This window comes from Cryptosporangium minutisporangium, assembly GCF_039536245.1.
In the GTDB taxonomy this organism is placed as follows: Bacteria; Actinomycetota; Actinomycetes; order Mycobacteriales; family Cryptosporangiaceae; genus Cryptosporangium; species Cryptosporangium minutisporangium.
Genome location: NZ_BAAAYN010000119.1, coordinates 1 through 19,188, shown reverse-complemented (window position 1 = coordinate 19,188; position 19,188 = coordinate 1). Strand labels below are relative to the sequence as shown.

General features: G+C 72.6%; 16 protein-coding genes. 7 read left to right on the top strand and 9 right to left on the bottom strand.

Annotated features, from left to right (window positions below):
* The 3 genes from ABEB28_RS42515 to ABEB28_RS42505 form a co-directional block, all read right to left on the bottom strand.
* A partial coding sequence (locus tag ABEB28_RS42515; protein ID WP_345733997.1) for an ATP-binding cassette domain-containing protein occupies positions 1-757 on the bottom strand: 757 nt, incomplete at its 3' end.
* 1 nt (position 758) lies between these two features.
* Positions 759-1,784, bottom strand: a complete 1,026-nt coding sequence (locus tag ABEB28_RS42510; RefSeq protein WP_345733996.1) for a sugar ABC transporter substrate-binding protein — start codon at positions 1,782-1,784, stop codon at positions 759-761.
* Positions 1,785-1,899: 115 nt separating this feature from the next.
* On the bottom strand, positions 1,900-2,934 hold the full coding sequence (locus ABEB28_RS42505; protein ID WP_345733995.1) for an ABC transporter permease: 1,035 nt from the start codon (positions 2,932-2,934) through the stop codon (positions 1,900-1,902).
* 260 nt (positions 2,935-3,194) lie between these two features.
* Between ABEB28_RS42505 and ABEB28_RS42500 the strand changes: the two genes are divergently transcribed.
* The 4 genes from ABEB28_RS42500 to ABEB28_RS42485 all read left to right on the top strand — a co-directional run bounded on the left by ABEB28_RS42500 (position 3,195) and on the right by ABEB28_RS42485 (position 8,395).
* Positions 3,195-3,932, top strand: a complete 738-nt coding sequence (locus tag ABEB28_RS42500) for an SDR family NAD(P)-dependent oxidoreductase (RefSeq protein WP_345733994.1) — start codon at positions 3,195-3,197, stop codon at positions 3,930-3,932.
* 70 nt (positions 3,933-4,002) lie between these two features.
* Positions 4,003-5,811, top strand: coding sequence for a GMC family oxidoreductase N-terminal domain-containing protein (locus tag ABEB28_RS42495; RefSeq protein WP_345733993.1), 1,809 nt, complete (start codon positions 4,003-4,005; stop codon positions 5,809-5,811).
* Positions 5,808-7,550 carry a thiamine pyrophosphate-binding protein gene (locus tag ABEB28_RS42490; protein WP_345733992.1) on the top strand — a complete coding sequence of 581 codons (1,743 nt, stop codon included), beginning with the start codon at positions 5,808-5,810 and terminating at the stop codon, positions 7,548-7,550. The genes ABEB28_RS42495 and ABEB28_RS42490 overlap by 4 nt, the downstream gene beginning before the upstream one ends.
* Before the next feature lie 41 nt (positions 7,551-7,591).
* Positions 7,592-8,395, top strand: a complete 804-nt coding sequence (locus ABEB28_RS42485) for an IclR family transcriptional regulator (RefSeq protein WP_345733991.1) — start codon at positions 7,592-7,594, stop codon at positions 8,393-8,395.
* A gap of 126 nt (positions 8,396-8,521) precedes the next feature.
* Here ABEB28_RS42485 and ABEB28_RS42480 read toward each other — a convergent pair whose 3' ends face one another.
* From ABEB28_RS42480 to ABEB28_RS42455, 6 genes are all read right to left on the bottom strand, one after another.
* Positions 8,522-9,511 (bottom strand): PaaX family transcriptional regulator, encoded by a 990-nt coding sequence (locus ABEB28_RS42480; protein ID WP_345733990.1) that lies wholly within the window; start codon positions 9,509-9,511, stop codon positions 8,522-8,524.
* Positions 9,512-9,672: 161 nt separating this feature from the next.
* Positions 9,673-10,701 (bottom strand): branched-chain amino acid ABC transporter permease, encoded by a 1,029-nt coding sequence (locus tag ABEB28_RS42475; protein WP_345733988.1) that lies wholly within the window; start codon positions 10,699-10,701, stop codon positions 9,673-9,675.
* On the bottom strand, positions 10,698-11,552 hold the full coding sequence (locus ABEB28_RS42470) for a branched-chain amino acid ABC transporter permease (protein WP_345733987.1): 855 nt from the start codon (positions 11,550-11,552) through the stop codon (positions 10,698-10,700). Before ABEB28_RS42470 ends, ABEB28_RS42475 begins: the two co-directional genes overlap by 4 nt.
* Positions 11,549-12,214 (bottom strand): ABC transporter ATP-binding protein, encoded by a 666-nt coding sequence (locus tag ABEB28_RS42465; protein WP_345733986.1) that lies wholly within the window; start codon positions 12,212-12,214, stop codon positions 11,549-11,551. The genes ABEB28_RS42470 and ABEB28_RS42465 overlap by 4 nt, the downstream gene beginning before the upstream one ends.
* Positions 12,198-13,037, bottom strand: a complete 840-nt coding sequence (locus ABEB28_RS42460; protein ID WP_345733985.1) for an ABC transporter ATP-binding protein — start codon at positions 13,035-13,037, stop codon at positions 12,198-12,200. Before ABEB28_RS42460 ends, ABEB28_RS42465 begins: the two co-directional genes overlap by 17 nt.
* Before the next feature lie 4 nt (positions 13,038-13,041).
* The gene (locus ABEB28_RS42455) at positions 13,042-14,232 is read right to left on the bottom strand and encodes an ABC transporter substrate-binding protein (protein ID WP_345733984.1); all 1,191 of its coding nucleotides are present in this window, start codon (positions 14,230-14,232) and stop codon (positions 13,042-13,044) included.
* A 393-nt stretch (positions 14,233-14,625) separates the two neighbouring features.
* On the opposite strand from ABEB28_RS42455, the gene ABEB28_RS42450 reads away from it, so the two are divergent.
* The 3 genes from ABEB28_RS42450 to abc-f all read left to right on the top strand — a co-directional run bounded on the left by ABEB28_RS42450 (position 14,626) and on the right by abc-f (position 18,966).
* On the top strand, positions 14,626-15,942 hold the full coding sequence (locus tag ABEB28_RS42450) for a PucR family transcriptional regulator (RefSeq protein ID WP_345733983.1): 1,317 nt from the start codon (positions 14,626-14,628) through the stop codon (positions 15,940-15,942).
* Between the two features lie 10 nt (positions 15,943-15,952).
* Positions 15,953-17,143, top strand: coding sequence for a glycosyltransferase (locus ABEB28_RS42445; protein ID WP_345733982.1), 1,191 nt, complete (start codon positions 15,953-15,955; stop codon positions 17,141-17,143).
* A 191-nt stretch (positions 17,144-17,334) separates the two neighbouring features.
* Entirely contained in the window at positions 17,335-18,966 is a 1,632-nt protein-coding gene (gene abc-f / locus ABEB28_RS42440) for a ribosomal protection-like ABC-F family protein (RefSeq protein WP_345733981.1), read from the top strand.
* Positions 18,967-19,188 lie beyond the last annotated feature (222 nt).

Genomic DNA, 19,188 nt, shown 5'->3' with positions numbered 1-19,188 from the left:
CCGCCGTCGACGCCGCGATCGCGGAACGAGCGGCCAGCGGCGCCTCGCCGAGCATCGCGGTGACCATCTCGGCGAGCGAGAGCTGCGCGGCAGGCACCTCACTGACCACGTTGCGACCGTCCCGGAGGATCGTCACCCGATCGGCGAGCGCGGCGACCTCCTCCAGGAAGTGCGAGACGTAGAGCACGGCGACGCCCCGGGCGGTGATCCCCCGGATCACCGCGTGCAGCCGGGCGACCGCGGCGGCGGGCAGCGCGGAGGTCGGCTCGTCGAGGATGACCACGCCCGGATCCCCGAGCAGCGCGCGGCAGATCTCCAGCAGCTGCCGCCGGGCCAGGTCCAGCTCCCCGACCGGCGTCCGCAGCGGGACGTCGTCCAGGCCGAGTTCGGCCAGGAGCGGGCTTGCGCGCCGCGTCATCTCGGCGCGGTCCAACAGCCCTCTCCGCACCGGCTGGCCGGTGACGAACAGGTTCCCGAGCACGTCCAGGTCTCCGAAGAGCGACAGCTCCTGGGACACGACCGCGATGCCGTGCCGCCGGGCGTCGGCCGGGCCGGTCAGCCGCACCTCGCGGTCGTCGATCGTCATCCGGCCGCTGTCCGGTGCCACCACCCCGGCGAGGATCTTCACCAGCGTGGACTTGCCCGCGCCGTTCTCGCCGAGCAGCGCGTGCACCTCGCCGGGCGCCAGCCGCAGACCGGCGCCGGCGAGCGCGGTCACGCCGCCGTACCGCTTGGTGAGGTCGGAGGCGAGCAGCATCTCAGCGGGCGTCCTTCAGCGGACGAAGGTAGGCGTCCGTATCCGCGAACAGCTTCTTCGCCTCGTCGGCGATGCCCTTGCGCCGGGCGTCGTCGGAGGCCTGACGGGCGATGATCGCGTCGATGTTGCTGGAGTCCACGACCACGCCGGGCGTGTAGAACCAGCCCTTCGGGAGGTCCTCGCCGTCCTTCACCGCCTCGGCGAGCAGCCGCATCGCGACGTACCCCTTGAGGTAGTGCTCCGGGGAGATCGTCACGAAGTTCGTACCGTCCTTCACCGCCTCCAGCGTCTTGGCGTCCAGGTCGAACCCGCCGGAGAGCCACTTCCCGCCGGTCTCCTTCTTCAGCCGGGCGAGCGAGTAGCTGTCGGCGTCGCCGACGCCGAGGAACGCCAGCGCGTTCCGGTTCGCGCGCACCTGCGACGACCAGGCGTTGTAGCTCTGACCGGGGTCGCTGAACGTCTGGAACGGGCCCTTGATCGTGACGCCGGGCAGCTTCTTCGCGAACGTGTCCTTGATGCCCTTCGCCCGCATCTCCAGCACCGGGACGCCGGGGTTGGGAACGCCGAGGACGACGGTGCCGCGCGCGTCCTTCGGCAGGCGTTCGATCGCCTCATCGGCCAACTGGGTGCCGAGTTCGTAGTTGTCGTTGCCGACGTAGAGGTCGACCTTGCTGCCGTCCAGCGGCACGGTGTCGAGCGCGACGATCGGGATGCCCTTCTCGACGGCCTGGGCATACGGTCGGGTGAACAGGTCAGGGGCCAGGTTCTCGACCACCGCGCCGTCCCGGTTCGTGGTGATCGTGTTCTGGAACATCTGCACTTCCTGCGGCCCGTCGGTGGTGGCCGGACCGACGACCTTGAGGTCGATGCCGCCGGCCTCCTCCGCGGCGTACTTGCCGCCGTTCGCCATCTCCAGCGCGAAGTTCAAGCTGATGTTCGCGACGACGAACGACATCTTCTTCGTCCCGCCGGAGCTCCCCGAGTCACCGCACGCGGCGGTCGCCACCAGCGCGACGGCCGTCAGCACCGCCGCGAACCGTGCACGGTAGGAGCCTCTGGAACGGCCGAAACGGTGCACGGTCGGGGGCCGTGGCGAGGTGAAGGGGATCATCGGGGGTCCTTCCGGGGGCCGGGGGTGCGCGTCAGGAGGTGGTGCGGCGGCGGGCTGCACGGGCCCTCCGCAAGCCGCTGTCGAGCGCGACGGCGAGCAGGATCACGGCGCCGGTCGCGAACGTCGTCCAGTTGATCGGGACGCTGAAGAACACCAGGCTGGCCGCGACGACGCTGAGGATCAGCGAGCCGAGGACCGCTCCGGGCACCGAGCCGGTGCCGCCGCGCAGCGGGGTCCCGCCGATGATCGCGGCCGCGATCGCCATCAGCTCGTAGCCCTGGCCGACCGTCGGGTCACCGGCGACGAAGAACGAGAGCGCGAGGACGCCGGAGACGCCGGCGAGCAACCCGGTGACGGTCAGCGCCTTGATCCGGACCCGGTTCACCGGGATGCCGGTGAACGCCGCCGCGTCCGGGTTCGAGCCCACCGCACGGATCTGTGCGCCGAACCGGGTCCGGGTGAACACGACCGTCATCAGCGCCGCGGAGAGCAGCAGCGCCCAGACCGCGCCGGGCAGCCCGAGGATCGTGCCGCCGACGACCTGGAAGAACGGATGGTCCTGATCCAGGCCGCCGACCTGCTGGCCGTTCGAGAGCGCCAGCGCGAGGCCCTTGTAGAGCGAGAGCGTGCCGAGCGTCGCGATGAACGACGGCACCTGGACGTACGTGGTGAACAGGCCGTTGAGGAAGCCCAGCAGACCGCCGATCGCGATCGCCACGACCGCGGCGACCCATGGGCTGACGCCGTCCCGGGTCAGCAGCGCGCCGACCACGATCGTGAGCGCGTAGGTGCCGCCGACCGAGAGGTCGACCTCCCGCATGGCCAGCGCGAACACCATGCCGATCGCGAGGATGCCGATGTAGGAGGACTGCCGGGCGATCTCGGTGAGGTTGCCGGCGATCCAGAAGTCCGGCTGGAAGGCACCGACGACAACGACGAGCGCCACCAGCACGACCAGGACGCCGGCCTCCTCCCGGAGCCAGGTCCGGGAGGGCCGCCGCGGCGGAGCGGCGACCGGCTCCACGGCCGGCGGCGGCTCCGTGTCGGTCGCGGGGCGGTCGGTCATCGGGGCGCCTCCTCGCGGGCTGCGGTCTCCCAGGTCAGAAGCGGGGCCGCGGTGCCAGCAGGGTGGTCGCGTCCCCTGCCGGTCACAAGGACGCCGTTTCGCTCACCGAAATCGGCAGCGTACGGAATCGCGTCAGCGAGCAACTATTTCACTCAGCGAAATGGGGTCCTTGTCCTCGGCCGCACCGAGGGATCACGCTGCCCACCGCGGTTCGGCGGGCTCTCCGCAGAACCCTCCGCCCCGACTCGAATGGAGCCCTCATGCCGCCCCGCGTTGCGATCGTCACCGGTGCAGCCCGCGGGCTGGGGCAGGAATTCGCGGTCGCGCTGGCGGGCGGAGGTCATGCGGTGGCCGGCTTCGACATCGCCGACCAGTCCGCCACCCGGGCGCGGATCGAGGAGGCCGGTGGCCGCTTCCTCGCGGTCCCGGTCGACGTCACCGACGAGGCCTCGGTCCGGGCCGCGGTGAAGATCGTCGCGGACACGTTCTCCGCGGTCCACATCGTCGTGAACAACGCCGGCATCTACCCGCCGATGGCGTTCGAGGACACCACGCTGGACGACTGGCACCGGATCCTGCGACTCAACCTCGACGGCCCGTTCCTGGTCACCCGCGCGGCGCTGCCCCATCTGCGGAAGGCCGGGTGGGGCCGGGTCGTGAACATCGTCTCGGCGGTGGTGTTCCTCGGCCCGCCCGAGCTGGTCGCGTACACCACCTCCAAGGCCGGACTGGTCGGTTTCACCCGGGCGCTCGCCACCGCGGTCGGCGCCGACGGCATCACGGTGAACGCGATCGCGCCGGGGCTCACCGCGACCGAGACCGCCACCGCCACGACCGGCGCGGACGGCGGCTTCGACCGCGTCCGGGCTCTGCAGGCGGTGCCGCGGACCGAACGCCCGGAGGATCTGGTCTCGACCCTGCTCTACGTCTGCGACGAGGGCAGCGGGTTCCTCACCGGCCAGACCATCAACGTCGACGGCGGCTCGGCGCGCCACTGAGCCTTCTCCGGTCGAGCCACTGAACAGCCACCGGTCGACACCAGATCACCAGATCACTGAGGAGGCCGAGATGCCGTTCGGCCCCGGTCAAGCCACCGTCCTCGCCGAGCTGTGCGAGGCGATCGTGCCCGGCTCGGTCGCCGCCGGCGCGCCCGCGTACATCGAGCGGGCGGTCGCCGGTCTGTCGGCCGCCGAGGAGGACCAGCTGCACGCCGCGATCGGCCTGCTGTCGGCCGTCGGCACCGACGGCTTGGCCCGACTCACCGGAACGGCAGCGTTCGCCCTGCTCAGGCGTCTGGCCATCGAGGCGTACTACGGCGATTTCACGCTGCCGGGACACACCGGCCCGACGCCCCACGAGACGATCGGCTTCACCCCGGCGGCGGCGACCCGGCTCCGCAAGGACTGGACGTTCCTCGGTGACATTCCGACCTGGCCGGACGACCCGTACGACACCACCGGACCGGTCCCCGCGGAGGCCGACGTCGTCGTGGTCGGATCCGGCGCGGGCGGTGGCCTGATCGCCGCCGAACTCGGGCGGCAAGGGCACGACGTCCTGGTGCTGGAGGCGGGCGGTTACCACCCGGCCGAGTCCTACACCCGGTTCGAGCTGGAAGCCCGGCACCGGCTCTGGTGGCCGATCCGGTTCGCCGAGACTTCCGACGCGTGCGGGCCGGTGGCGTTGCTGGCCGGGCGGTGCGTCGGCGGCTCCACGGTGATCAACACGAAGGTCGCGATGCGGGCGTCGGAGGCCGACGTCGCACGCTTCGCCACCGAAACCGGCCTCACGATCGATTTGGAGCCCTGGTACGGCTACGTCGAGGCGCTGCTCGGCGTCCGGACCCGCGCCGACTGGACACCGAGCGTGCACCGCATCGCCGAGGGGTTCGCCGCGCTCGGTGCGACGCTGGAGCCAGTCCGGTCGTACACCGACTACAACTGCACGCGGTGCGGTGCGTGCCTCACCGGGTGCCCCAGCAACGCCGGCAAATCCGCGCTGAACACGTTCCTGTCCCCCGCACTCGCCCGGGACGAGATCCGCGTCCGAACGCACCGGACGGTCGAGGAAGTGCTGCTCGCCGACGGCGGCACCCGCGCGGTCGGCGTCCGCTACCGAGGTCCGGACGGACAGCGCGCCGAAGTCCGCAGTCGGGTCGTCGTGCTCGCCGCCGGGGCGCTGCAGACCCCGCTGATCCTGCTGCGGAGCACGACGCGGGACACCCCCAGCAGTCGCCTGATCGGACGGACGCTGGGCCTGCACCCGGCCCGGCTGGTCTACGGCCGCTTCGACGACCCGCAGGACTGCCACGAGGTGTACCCGATCACCGCCCACTGCGTGGACCACCAGGACGATGCCGACGGCGGCTTCGTCATCGAGGGCACCACGATCCAGGACCCGGTGGCGTTCGCCGGCAGCCTGCTCGACGCCGCGAACCGGCCGCTCTGGGGCCGGCGCCTGGTGGAGGCCGCCGGCCGGTACCGCTACTGGGTCGGCGTGCTCGCGATGGCGAACGATGCGAACACCGGTGTGGTGGAGCGCAGCGCGGACGACGACGCGGTCGTGACGAAGCGTTTCTCCGAGGCGGAGCGGGTACGCCTGGCGGACGCGCTGGCGTTCAGCGTCGCGGCGCTCAGGGCGGCCGGTGCGCGGGAGGTGGTGTGGAGCGGGTTGTCGACGTCCCACGTCCAGGGCACCGCACGGATGGGCGACGACCCGGCTCGATCCGTCGTCGGACCGACCGGCCGTAGCCACGACGTCGCCGGGCTCTACGTCGGGGACGCGTCGCTGATCCCCGCGTCCCTCTCGGTCAACCCGTCGCTCACGGTCATGGCGCTCGCCGCGCGGGTCGCCGACGCACTGCAGGAGGAGCTCTCGTGAAACCCGTGGACGCACTGCTGGAGATCTTGCGCAGCGAGGGCGTCCGGCACGTGTTCGGCAATCCCGGCACCACCGAACTGCCGCTGCTCGACGCCCTGGTCGACGCGCCGGATCTGGAGTACGTGCTGGGGCTCCAAGAGGCGTCGGTCGTCGCGATGGCGGACGGGTACGCGCGCGCCACCGGGCGCACCGCGTTCGTCAACCTGCACGTCGCCGCCGGACTGGCCAACGGGCTGATCGGGATGCTCAACGCGAGCCGGTCCCGCACTCCGATGGTGGTGCTCGCCGGTCAGCAGGACCAGCGACACCTGCAGGCCGACCCGATGCTCTCCGGCGACCTGGTCGGGCTGGCGGCTCCGGTCGCGAAGTCCGCGGTCGAGGTGCACCACTCCTACGACCTGCCGGTGCTCCTGCGGCGCGCGTTCGCGCTGGCCCGGCGTCCGCCGGCCGGACCGGTCTTCGTCTCGGTCCCGATGGACGTGCTCGAGGAGGATTCCTCGATCGTGGTTCCGCCACCGTCGCGGGTGGCCGGCGCCGGTGCCGCGAACGACCTGTCGGACGCCGTCCGCCTGCTCCGCGACGCGACCGCACCGGTGATCGTGGCCGGTGACGGCGTCGGACGCGAGGGGGCGGTCGACGCGCTCGTCGAGGTGGCCGAGCGGCTCGGGACGCCGGTCTGGTCGCAGCCGATGCACGACGGCGTGGACTTCCCCGGCAACCACCCGCTGCACCTGGGGATGCTGCCGCCGCGGCACTCGGCGATCCGGGCGGCGCTGGAGACCCACGACGTCGTGCTGATCGTCGGCTGCCACGCGTTCATGCCGCACCACTACACACCCGGACCGCCGATACCGGAGGGCACCGCGGTGGTTCAGCTCGACTCCGATCCGGGTGAGGTCGGTCGGAACTTCTCCGTCGCCGCCGGGCTGGTGGGTCCCCTCGAGCCGACGCTGCGGTCCCTCGATCGTGCGGTGGCCGAAGCACTAGCCGACCTCGACGCGGCCCCGCCCCCGGCCGCGGCCGACGCGGGCGCGGCCGGGCGGGTCGCGGACCGGATCCGGGAGCGTGCGGCGGAGGTTGCCGCGCGCGTTCGGGCCGACCGGGACGCCGTCGATCGGGACGCCCGGGAACGGTACGGCCCGGCGCCGCTCGACCCGCTGGCCGCGATGCACGCGCTCGCCGAGGGCCTGCCACCGGACGCCGTGGTGGTGGAGGAGGCGATCACGGCCGGCATCGCACTGCGCTCGGTGCTCCGTCTGGACCGGCCGCGCTCCTACGTCCACACGGTCGGCGGTGGGCTGGGCTGGGGCATCGGCGCTGCGATCGGCACCCGGCTCGGCGACCCCACCCGACCGGTGGTCGCGGTGGTCGGTGACGGCTCGGCGATGTTCGGACTGCAGGGCCTGTGGAGCGCCGCGCGGTACGGCGTCCCGGTGACGTTCGTCGTCGTGAACAATGGCGAGTACCGCACGCTGAAGGACACGCTCGACGGCGCGAAGAGCCGGTCGACCGCCCGCGGCGAGTACCTCGGCCTGGATCTGCCGGGCCTGGACTGGCAGTCCGCCGCACGGACGTTCGGGCTGGCGTGCACCCGGGTGGAGAACCCCGCCGAACTGCGTGCGGTGGTGGCCGGAGCCGGCGACCGGCAGACACCGTTACTGGTCGAGGTTCCGGTGACGACACACGCGGACGGCACGCTCACCGCAGCCAACGGTCTCTCCACCGCAGAGGCGACATGACAAGCATTGCCGCCGGGCTCGCGGGACGCCAGGATCAGCGGATGGACCAGCCGGACCGTGCGGACGGCAGCGACGCCGTACCGAAATCGGTGCTGGCGCGCGGGCTGCGGTTGCTCGACGCGTTCAGCGCGACCGACGTCGATCTGACCCTGTCCGAACTGGCCGAACGCACCGGATTGCCGAAGCCGACCGCGTACCGGATGCTCAACGAGCTGGTCACCTGGGGCGGGGTGGAGCGCACCACCCGCGGCTACCGGCTCGGGATGAGCCTGTTCGTCCTCGGCCAGCGGGTGCCCCGTCACCGGGAGCTGCGTGAGGCGGCGCTGCCGTACCTGGAGGACCTGTACGAGGCGACGCACGAGAACATCCACCTGGCGGTGCCGGTCGGGAACGACACGCTGTTCCTGGAGAAGGTGAGCGGCCGACGCTCGACGCCGATCGTCTCCCGGGTCGGTGGACGGTTGCCGGCGTACTGCACGGCGACCGGCAAGGTGTTCCTCGCGTACGGATCGCCGGACCAGCTGCGCCAAGTCGTGGAGGCCGGGCTCACCCGGCTGACGCCCCGGACGATCGTGATGCCGGGACTGCTGCGCCAAGAGCTGGCGCGGGCGCTGGAGCGGGGGTACGGCGTCAACCGGGAGGAGGCCGAGGTCGGGGTGTCGGCGGTGGCGGCGCCGGTGTTCGACCATCGGCGCTCGGTGATCGCCGCGATCTCGATCACCGGGTGGGCGCAGCACCTCGACCTCGAACGCCTGGCCCCCGCGGTCCGCACGGCCGCGCTGGCGCTCTCCCGCGAGTTGGCTCGCGACACCGCCAACGGAACCCTCCGCTGGACAGCGCGTTAGCGCCCCGGCCTCGGCATTTGCTACGGCGATGGAGCCCGCTGAGGGCGGCGCTGGCAGTCGAGCGCGAGGCCGCCTCGACCTTTGCTGTGGGTCTCAAGGCCTCGCGCTCGCCTGTCAGCGTCGTTCTCAGCGGGCCGCGCTGAGGTCTGAGGTGGTGTGGTGGGCGACCAAGGGGGCTAGGGCCGCGTCGAAGCGGGCCAGCACCTGGCGGACGCGGGCCTCGGCCAGCGGTCCGAGCGCGTCGTAGAGCTCACCGAACACCGCCCGGGCCCGGCGCCGCGGCCAGTCGGCGGGCAGCACCTCCTCGGGGAGGTCCGGGTCGAGGGCCGGGAACGTGCGCCAGACGTCCATCAGCCGGGTCCGGGCGATCAGAGCCTCGGCCGATCCGACGTCCCCTCCGTCCAGCCGCGCACGCAACGGGCTGGTGTCGGCGAGGAACGCGTCGTACGCCCGGCGGATCTCCTCCAGATCCCACGCCGAGATCAGCGGCGTCCCCACCGCCTCCTCCGCACGCAGCACCGCCGCGGTCGTGATCTCCAGCTCGTCCAGGAACTCGCGCACCTCGTCGGTGGAGGCCCGCGGCGACACCCAGACCCCGTCGAACAGCGGCGCGAACCCGAGCCAGCGCAGCCGGCTCCGGAGCAGGTGGCGCAGGTCGCGCTGCTCCTCCGGCAGCGAGAACGTCGCCAGCGTCCAGACGCCGTCCCACGACCGCTCGCCGGTGCCGAGCTGCACGATCCGGCTCGAGCTCTGGACGATCGTCCGGGTGGCCGACGCGGACAGCCCGTAGTACGTGTTGCGCCCCACCTTGCTGGACTCCAGCACACCGCGGCGGGCCAGGCGGCGCAGCGCGGCCCGGGCGCTCACCTCGCCGACGTCGAACTCCTCCACCAGCGCGACCAGCGCCGCGGACGGCAGGTGTTCCCGGCGGCCGTTCCAGTAGTCGCCGAGGAGCGTCACGAGCAGGTGCTGGGGTGAGGTGCCCGCCTGCCGCCGCGGCAGCGGAACGTCGGTGCTGTCCCCGTCGAGCCCGACCGCCTCGCCACCGGTCGTCGGCGCGGCCTGGCCCCTCGCGCTGGGGCGCGCGGCGACGTCGGCGCTCGTCGAGGGGGGCATCCCCGGATCATACGAACCCCGTGCCCGGGCCGACCGCCGCGTCCCTCGCCGTCGTCGCGTACCGCTGGCCCGATCGCCCACTCCCCGATCGCCCACTCCCCGATCGCCCGGTCCCAGGTCGCCCGGTCGGGGTGTTCCACCGGCGGCCGGGCCGGAGCCGGTCACCGGCCCGCGGTGGCGGCGGGCTCGGGTCGATCGGACGCACCCGTCGGCACCGGTCCACTGCCGCCCCGCCCACGCCGGCGCACGTGGTCCCACCGGGCGCGCAGCCACGGCACCACCCCGGCCGGCATGAACAGCAGGACGCCGATCAACAGCACCGCGTAGGCGGCGTACCCCAGCACGGTCGGGGCGTAGCTGGGTGCCCCCGGCCGCGTGCTCAGGTCGTTGAGCACCTGGACGACCAGCGTCACCGCGACCGTGCCGACGACCGGGCCCCAGCGGGTGCCCAGCCCGCCGAACACCGCCATCACCACCCACTCGACCGACATCGCGATCGTGAACGAGCCCGGCGCGATGTACCCGAGGAAGAACGCGTAGATGCCTCCGGCCAGCCCGGCGAACGCCGCCGACAGCGCGAACACCGTCACCTTGTACCGCGTCACCGGGATACCGCTGGCTGCGGCGGCCTGCTCGCTGACCGCCAGCGCCCGCAGTGCTCGCCCCGGGCGCGAAGCGACGATGTTCGCGGTGAGCAGCAGCACCACCGCCACCGCGGCCCAGGTGAGCCAGGCGTACTCGCGGGCGTCGTCGAGCGTCACCGAGCCCACGCCGAACTGTGGGATGCCCTGCAGGCCGATCGCCCCACCGAAGAACTCGATCTCCGCCGCGACCGACAGGATGATCAGCTGCAGCGCAAGCGTCGCGAACGCCAGGTAGTGCCCGCGCAGCCGCAGCAACAGCGCACCGAGCAGCGCCGCCACCAACGCGGCCACCAGCGGCGCGGCCACCAGCCCGACCAGTGGCGGCCATCCGTGCACGGCCGGTATCGCCGCGGTGTAGGCGCCGACGGCGTAGAACGCCGCCTGCCCCAACGACACCTGACCGGCGTACCCCATCAGCAGCGAGATGCCGGTGACCGCGAGCACGGCCAGCCCCATCAGCACGTAGATCGAGAGCCGGGTGTCGTCCAGCACGAACGGCAGCGTGAGCGCGACGACGGCGAAGGCGGCGCCGACGATCCGGTTCATACCGCCATCGCCTCCCGCTGCCTGGTCGCGCGGACCACCATCACCAGCACCATGAAGGCGAGCGCCACCTCGGTCTGGAACGAGCCGTCCACGTAGCCGGCGAAGAGCGTCTGCCCGACGCCGAGCAGCAGCCCACCGGCGAGCGCGGCGCCCGGCCGGTCCAGGCCACCGAGAACGGCCGCCGCGAAGCCGTTCACCGCGAGCGCGACGTCCCGGTCGAACGCGATCGACTGCAGCGGCGTCAGCAGCACCCCGGCGAGGCCGCCGAGCAGCCCGGCCAGCGCGAAGGCGTAGAACCCCATCCGGCGGACGTCGATACCGGCGAGCCGCGCGGCGTAGGGGTTCGACGCGCAGGCGGTCAGTCCCTTACCGAGGTACGTGCGGCCGAAGAATGCGCCGAGCGCGGCGAACGTCGCCGCCGCCACCGCCATCACGAGCAGCCACTGGTGCTGGATCCGCACCCCGCCGACCGTCAGGACGCCGGACAGTCCATCGAACCCCCGGGGCTGGTCGCCCCAGATGACGATCTCGATCGCGTAGCCGAGGAAGCCGAGGCCGAACGTGATCACCAGCGACGCCAGCGGCGGGGTACCGCGCTTGCCGATCGCGACCACCCCGACCAGCAGGCCCACCGCACCGGCGAGCAGGACCCCGCCGATCTCGGCGACGCCGTGCGGCCAGTTCGCCGAGAGCAACGACCCGGCGGCCAGTCCCGCGACGACCGGGAACATGCCCTGGGCGAAGTTCACCACGCCGGTCACCCGGTGCACGACGACGAAACCACTGGCCAGCAACGCGATCGTGCAGCCGAGCGCGGTACCGGCGACCACGTATCCGAGGAAGTCGCTCATCCCGGCAGTCCCCCGAGGTACGCGGCGGCCACCGTCGGGCTGGCGCGGAGCTCCGCCGACGGCCCGGTCGCGACCACCCGCCCGGCCTCCAGCACGTAGGCGCGGCTGCAGAGGTCGAAGGCCAACGTCGTCTCCTGTTCGATCAGCAGCAGAGCCAGCCCTCGATCGCGGTTGAGTTCGGCCAGGTGCGCCGCCAGATCACGCACCACCAGCGGGGCCAGCCCCAGCGAGAGCTCGTCGACGGCGAGCAGGTCGGGGTCGGCCATCAGGGCCCGACCGACCGCCACCATCTGCTGCTGACCGCCGGAGAGCGAGCCGGCCAGCTGCGATCGGAGCCGCACCAGGTCGGGGAAGAGTTCGTAGATCCGGGTGGGGTCGCGGCGGGACCGCTGGTTGCGCCACGCGCCGAGCCGGAGGTTGTCCTCGACGCTCAGGGCCGCGAACAGCTGGCGCCCCTCCGGCACCTGCGCGAGCCGGCCGTCCAGCCGCACCCGCCCCGACGCCGGGCGCAGGATTCCGGACAGCGTGTTGACCAGCGTCGATTTACCGGCGCCGTTCGCACCGACCAGCGCGACCATCTCGCCCGCCGCCACGTCCAAGTCGACGCCGTCCAGCGCGGTGGCGGTGCCGTACCGGACGACCAGGTCACGCACCTCGAGCATCGTCGTCCCCCTCGGCGTCGGCAGGCGCTGTCGTTCCGTCGGAATCGCGGGCCGCGGCTGGACCGAGCGTCGCGTCCGGACCGAGGTAGGCCGTGACCACCGCCGGATCCCGCCGGACCTCGTCCGGCGTTCCGTCCGCGATCACCGCACCGAGGTCGAGCACCGTCACGCGGTCGGCGAGCCGGGAGACGAACCCGACGTCGTGCTCGACGAGCATCATCGTCAGCCCCTCGGCCCGCAGTCCGTCGATGACGCCGGCCAGCGCGGCCCGTTCGGCGCCGCGCAGCCCGGCGCCCGGCTCGTCCAGCAGCAGCAGCCGCGGCTGGGCGCAGAGCGCCCGCGCCAGCTGCGCGCGGCGCTGCTGCCCGAGCGGTAACGACTCCGCCGGGACGTCGGCCCACTCGGCGAGACCGACCCGGTCCAGCGCCGCGAGCGCGTCGTCCCGGATGGTCCGCTCCTCGCGGCGGCAGCGCCGTGAACGCAGTGCCGCGCCGAGGAAACCGTGCCGGGCCTGGGTGTGCGCGCCGACCATCACGTTCTCCACGGTGGTCAGGCCGGGGAACACGCGCGCACCCTGGAACACGATCGCGACGCCGTGCGCAGCCCGTCGGTGGGCCGGCAGCCGGGTCACCTCCGTGCCGTCCAAGTCGACGCGCCCGGCGTCCGCCCTCAACAAGCCCGCGACGAGGTTGAACAGCGTCGACTTCCCGGCACCGTTGGGTCCGATCAGGCCGCGGGTCTGGCCGGCCGGAACGGTCAGGTCCACCTCCCGGACCGCGAACACACCGCCGAAGGAGCGTGACAGCCCCCGGACGCTCAGCACGGCCTCAGCTCGGGAGGTTCGTGCTCAACTGCTCGGTCATCCACGGTGTCGGCGTGAACGCCCCACCGGTGATCGTGGCGATCGCTATGTTGTCGGTGCTCAGGCCCGAGTGGTCGTCCGCGCTGTAGCGGTACCGCCCGTTCGGGGTGAGCAGCGACAGCTCCTCGAGAGCGGCCTGCACCTTCTTCCCGTCGGTGCTCCCGGCTTTCCGCATCGCCTCGGCCAGCACGAACACTCCGCAGTACCCGTCGATCGCGAATTGCGGCGGGTAGGTGCCGTACTTCTTCTGGTAGTCGGCGGCCAGAGCGTCCACGGCGGTCTTCAGCTCGGACGCGGGCAGCTTCTGCCCGATGACGCCGATCGAGCTGGACAGGATCACCTTCTCGGCGGCGGCTCCGGCCGGCTTCGCGAACAGCGGCGTGGCTTGCGCGCCGGTCAGCACGAGCGGGATCGTCAGCCCGGACGCCGCGAACTGCTTGGTGGCGATGACCGCGGGCGGTCCGGTCGCCCAGAGGAACACCGCCTGCGCGTCCGAGCTGCGCACCGGCGCGAACACCGCGCTGAAGTCTTGGGTCCCGGTGTCAAAGGCCCGGTCCACGACGACCGTGACACCGTAGTTTTCAGCGAGCTCCTGGACCGCCTGGTACCCGGCCACCGCGTACGAGCTCTTCGTGTCGTGCGCCAGCGCGATCCGGCTGATCTTGCTCGCCTGCAGGTACTTCAGCGTCTGCTCGGCGTAGGTGGACGACCGGGCCGGGATCTGGAACGCGAACTTCCGGACCGGGTCGACCTGCTGATCGGCGGCCGCGAGCGAGATGTACGGCATCGAGTTGCGCTCGGCGAGCGGGATCGTGGCGAGTGCGGAGTTGGAGAACGAGGAGCCGATGACCGCGACCGCGCCTTCGTTCTTGTGCGCGTTGAACGCGAGTACCGACTGGTCCGGCTGGGTCTTGTCGTCCTTCACGACCAGCTCGATCTTCCGGCCGTCGATGCCCCCGTCGGCGTTGATCTGCTCGACCGCGATCCGGGCGCCCTGCTGGTCGCCGGTGCCGAGGGCCTGGTAGTTGCCGGTGAGCGGGACGGTCAAGCCGATCCGGATCGGACCGGAGTCGGAATTCTCGCCGCCGGAGTCGCAGGCAGCGAGCGTGGCCGCGACGAGCACGGCCGCGAGAAGGGGCGCCATCCGGATCCGCACGATGAACCTCCTGGCATCGATGCCATGTGGTCTGGGACACATTGGGCCGCTCGTGCGTCGGAATCTAGGGGCGTGACGATCGCCGGTCAATATGTTACGAAACTGCGAGTTCCACAATGGAAAACAAAACGTGACGCCGCAGCATATGATGCCTTTCGGAGCCCTATTCGGCGCAGACGAACAGTTTCTGACCGGCCATTGATCAGCTGAATCACGGATGACCAGGGAACCTTAAAGAAACCCGATCGGTGACCTATCGCAGTCCCCAGCGGCCATCCCATCCTCGGATGGCACGACAGGCTGAGCGCACACATTTCCTGGCGACGGTGGCTCGACGCGTTCGCTCCCCCGCGGTCGCTCCGCCCAGGACGGACACCACCGTTGGAGAGCCGCATGCCGGAACCCGACCAGCCTCCCCCGCTCTCCCACCGCGCCCGGGTGCGGCGGCTCACCGACGCCGTCGACCGGGACGCCGTCGCCGCGGCCGTCGTCCGCGCGCTGCGGCTCAGCCGCGAGGTGGACACGCCGGAGGCACCGCAGGAGCCGCGCGTCGGCAACCCGCGCTGGAACGCGGTCACACCGGTGGTCCGGGATCACGTCCGGATGTTCACCCGGATGCTGCTCTCCGGCACCGAGCCGTCCCGCTCCGACCTGCGTGCCTTGGCGCTGCGCGCGGCGGCAGCGTCCCAGTCACCGGTCGAGGAGTTGCTGCGCTCCTACCGGATCGGCGCCGAAGCCGCGTGCCGCGCGGTGCGGTCCGCGGCCGGACCGGAGGACCTCGCGGCCGTCGTCACGGTCACCGAAGAGATGATGGCTTTCGTCAACCTGATGACCGCCGCGGTCGTGCAGGCCAGCCTCGACGACCGCGACCTGCGGCGCTCGGAGCGCGAACGGCGCTTCCGGCGGCTGTTCGACGCGATCGACGGCGCCGCGGCGCTCACCCCCGACCTGGTCGAGCTCGCCGAGGACATCGGCCTGTCCACGACCGGTCCGTACCTGCCGTTCGCCGCCGCGCGACGGGGAGCCGGTGCCGCCGAACACGCCCGGCTCGCGGCCGAACTGTCGGCGGCCGGTGGGATGCTGGCGTTCAGCGAGGGTGAGCGCATCGACGGGATCTGCGGCACCGCCTCGCAGCTGGACCGGCTCGCCGAGACCGAGGGTGTCGCGGTGGCGATCGGCGTCGGCGCTTCCCGCGGGCGGCTGGCTGCCGCCTGCCGCGATCTGCACGTGGTGATCGACGTCGCGGTGCGGCGCGGTCGCACCGGACCGATCGGCCTCGCCGACTTCGCCCCGGAGGTCCTCGTCGAGCTCTGCCCGGAGGTCAGCGACGCGCTGACCGCGCGGATCTACGACCCGCTCCCGGCCGAGCTGCAGGCGACGCTGCACGCGCTGGTGGCGTTCGGCTTCGATCGGACGACGACCGCCGCCACCCTGCACATCCACCGCAACACGCTGCTCTATCGGCTGGGCCGGATCGAGGAACGGCTCGGCCTCGATCTCAGCCGCGCCGCCGACCAGGTCTCGATCTACCTCGCTACGCTCCGCCGCGACCGGGTGCGGGGGTCGCAGCCGGCATCGATCGCCGCCCGCCGCGCGGGCGCCGTCCCGGAGAACCGCGTGCCACGTGACCGCCTCACGACGCGCCTCGCGGTCGGGGCCGGCCTGAGCGCACGCCCGGAGTCCGTGCGGACGGCTCGCGCCGACCCCTGATACTGCGGTCGTGCGGGTGCTGATCGTCACGGTCGGGTCGCGCGGCGACGTCGCGCCGTATACCGGGCTGGCCGCGCGCCTGCGGGCCGCGGGCCACGCGGTCGCGATCGCCACGCACGATCCCTTCGCGACGCTGGTCGGAGGCACCGGGTGCGAGTTCCGCCCACTGCCGGGTGACCCGCGGACGATCCTGGACGCCGCCGCGCTGTCGGTGCGCGTCGTGCCCCGCGTCGTCCGGTATCTGGACGCGGTCGGCGCGGCCTTGCCGGACGCCGTCCGGCCGGGCGTCGACGTCCTGGTCACCGGCGCCGCGACCGCACCGCTGGTCGGTCACCTCGGCGCCGGGCTCGGCGTTCCGGTCCTCGGCGCCTACCTCCAGCCGGCGCACCCGACCCGCGCGTTCCCGCCGCCGGTGAGCAGCGTCCGAAGTCTCGGCGGGTTCGGCAACTGGATGTCGGCGCGAGCGGTCCGCGCGGTGGTGGACGGATTCTCGGCTCCGGCCGTCCGGACGCTCCGGAGCCGCCTGGGACTGGCGCCAGGAGGCACGATCGCGCCACCGCCGGTGGTGTACGGCTTCAGCCCCGCGGTGCTGCCGCCGCCGACTGACTGGCCCTCGGACCTCCGCGCAGTCGGCTACTGGTGGCCGGAGCCGCCCGCGGACTGGCGTCCCCCGCCGCCGCTGGCCGGCTTCCTGGCCGCCGGAGACCCTCCGGTCCACGTGGGATTGGGCAGCCTCGGTGACGCCCCGCGGGCACGGCGGTTCGCCGGACTAGCCGTCCGGGAGCTGCGCCGGCGGGGGTTCCGCGTCCTCGTCCAGGGCTCCGTGGACGCCGAACCGGCGGACGACGGCGTCCTGCTGCTCGGCGACGTCCCGCACGAGCGACTCTTCCCGCACGTGGCCGCGGTGCTGCACCACGCAGGCGCCGGCACGACCGCGGCGGCGCTGCGCGCGGGCGTGCCGACGGTCCCGGTACCGGTGCAGGCCGACCAGCATCTGTGGGCCCGCCGCGCGGTGCAACTGACGGTCGCGCCCGGGGCGCTCCGCCTGCGTACGGCCACGCCCGAGCAGGTGGCGGACGCCGTGACAGCGGCCGTCGGCGACCCGCGATACCGGGCCGGCGCTCGTCGCCTCGCCGCGATCCTGGCAGCGGAGGACGGAGCCGCCGCCGTCCTGGACATGGTGGACCGCCTCGGGCAGTGACCTGTTAACGTCGAAAGGAGTTAGCTCGTAAGGGAGCCGAACCGTGGCAGGGGACGACGACATCTCCGGGTGATCCCGGAGTGTGAGCGGCCACCGGTGCGCGCGACGCGTCACCGCCGTGGCCATCTTGTCGTTCCCCGTTCGCCTGCTGGGCCGCTTTGTCGTGCCCGCCTCCCACTCCGAGGGCTCGCATGTCCGATTTCTTCCTCACGTGCTCCGACCTGTCGTTCTCCTGGCCGGACGGTACGCCGGTCTTCACCGAACTGTCCTTCACCATCGGCGGCGGCCGGACCGGCCTGGTCGCACCGAACGGCGCCGGGAAGAGCACGCTGCTCAAGCTCGTCGCCGGTGAGTACCGGCCGACCGGCGGGAGCGTGTCGGTCCAGGGCACGGTCGGGTACCTCCCGCAGACCCTGCCGCTCGCCGACGACCTCACGGTGGCCGAAGTGCTCGGCATCGCACCGGTGATCCGCGCGTTGGACGCGCTGGAAGCCGGGGACGCGAGCGAGGCGGTGCTGACCACCATCGGTGACGACTGGGACGTGGAGGAACGCACCCGCGCGCAGCTCGACCGCCTCGGCCTCGGTGGGCTCCCGTTCGACCGGCGGCTGGACGCGCTGAGCGGCGGCGAGGTCGTCTCGCTCGGGGTCGCGGCCCGGCTCCTCGAGCAGCCGGACGTCCTCCTGCTCGACGAACCCACGAACAACCTCGACGCCGACGCCCGACAGTCGCTCTACCGGGTGCTCGACGAGTGGCGCGGCTGCGCCGTGGTGGTCAGCCACGACCGGGCGCTGCTCGACCGGGTCGACCGGATCGCCGAGCTCGAGCCGGGGCAGCTACGGATGTACGGCGGCAACTTCACCGCCTACGAGGACGCTGTCCGCGCCGCGCAGGAGGTCGCGGAGAAGAACGTCCGCAGCGCCGAACAGGACGTCAAACGGGAGAAGCGGGAGGCACAGCTGGCCCGGGAACGGGCCACCCGGCGGGCGAACAACGCCGCGCGCAACGTGAAGAACGCCGGGCTGCCGAAGATTCTCGCCGGGAAGTTCAAGCGCGACGCCCAGGAATCGGCGGCGAAGGCGAACGAGACGCACGCCAACCGGCTCGGTGACGCCCGGACCCGCCTGGACGAGGCGGAGCGGGCGCTGCGGGACGACCAGAAGATCGTGCTGGAGCTTCCGGACACCCGGGTGCCGGCCGGGCGAACGGTGTTCAGCGGTGAGGGACTGCAGGTGCGGTACGGCGACCGGACGATCTTCACCGGGCTCGATCTGACCCTCCAGGGACCGGAACGGGTCGCGTTGATCGGTCCCAACGGCGCCGGGAAGTCCACGCTGCTGCGGCTGATCGCCGGCGACGCCACACCGGAAGCGGGGGTGCTCCGCCACGCGGCCGGCCGGGTCGCCTACCTGTCCCAGCGGCTGGACCTGCTGGACCTCGACCGGACCGTGGCGGAGAACTTCGCTGAGTTCGCGCCCGCGCGGCCGGAGGCGGAGCGGTTGACGCTGCTGGCCCGGTTCCTGTTCCGCGGCGCACGAGCGCACCTGCCGGTGAGGGTGCTCTCCGGCGGTGAGCGGCTGCGGGCCACGCTGGCGTGCGTGCTCTACGCCGAGCCGGCGCCGCAGCTGCTGCTGCTCGACGAGCCGACGAACAACCTCGACCTGGTCAGCGTCGGGCAGCTGGAGAACGCGCTGGAGGCGTACGAGGGGGCGTTCGTCGTGGTCAGCCACGACGAGGTGTTCCTCCGCGCGCTCGGGATCACCCGCTGGTTGCGCCTGTCCGAGGGAGCCCTCTCCGAGGCCACGCCTCCACTGCCCGTCTGACGCCCGCCCGCGGCGCCCGGGGCGAAGCCGCCCGGGGCGAAGCCGTCCGGGGCGAAGCCGTCCGGGCGCGGAGCCGTCCGGGCGCGGAGCCGTCCGGGCGGGCAGCCGTCCGGGCGCGGAGCCGTCCGGGCGGGCAGCCGTCCGGGCGCGGAGCCGTCCGGGCGGGCAGCCGTCCGGGCGCGGAGCCGTCCGGGCGGGCAGCCGTCCGGGCGCGGAGCCGTC

What these genes read in the sequence shown, in the direction of transcription:
- ABEB28_RS42505 (WP_345733995.1), bottom strand. Translation starts at nt 2,934, where the DNA reads ATGACCGACCGCCCCGCGACCGACACGGAGCCGCCGCCGGCCGTGGAG.
- ABEB28_RS42500 (WP_345733994.1), top strand. Translation starts at nt 3,195, where the DNA reads ATGCCGCCCCGCGTTGCGATCGTCACCGGTGCAGCCCGCGGGCTGGGG.
- ABEB28_RS42495 (WP_345733993.1), top strand. Translation starts at nt 4,003, where the DNA reads ATGCCGTTCGGCCCCGGTCAAGCCACCGTCCTCGCCGAGCTGTGCGAG.
- ABEB28_RS42485 (WP_345733991.1), top strand. Translation starts at nt 7,592, where the DNA reads ATGGACCAGCCGGACCGTGCGGACGGCAGCGACGCCGTACCGAAATCG.
- ABEB28_RS42480 (WP_345733990.1), bottom strand. Translation starts at nt 9,511, where the DNA reads ATGCCCCCCTCGACGAGCGCCGACGTCGCCGCGCGCCCCAGCGCGAGG.
- ABEB28_RS42475 (WP_345733988.1), bottom strand. Translation starts at nt 10,701, where the DNA reads ATGAACCGGATCGTCGGCGCCGCCTTCGCCGTCGTCGCGCTCACGCTG.
- ABEB28_RS42470 (WP_345733987.1), bottom strand. Translation starts at nt 11,552, where the DNA reads ATGAGCGACTTCCTCGGATACGTGGTCGCCGGTACCGCGCTCGGCTGC.
- ABEB28_RS42465 (WP_345733986.1), bottom strand. Translation starts at nt 12,214, where the DNA reads ATGCTCGAGGTGCGTGACCTGGTCGTCCGGTACGGCACCGCCACCGCG.
- ABEB28_RS42450 (WP_345733983.1), top strand. Translation starts at nt 14,626, where the DNA reads ATGCCGGAACCCGACCAGCCTCCCCCGCTCTCCCACCGCGCCCGGGTG.
- abc-f (WP_345733981.1), top strand. Translation starts at nt 17,335, where the DNA reads ATGTCCGATTTCTTCCTCACGTGCTCCGACCTGTCGTTCTCCTGGCCG.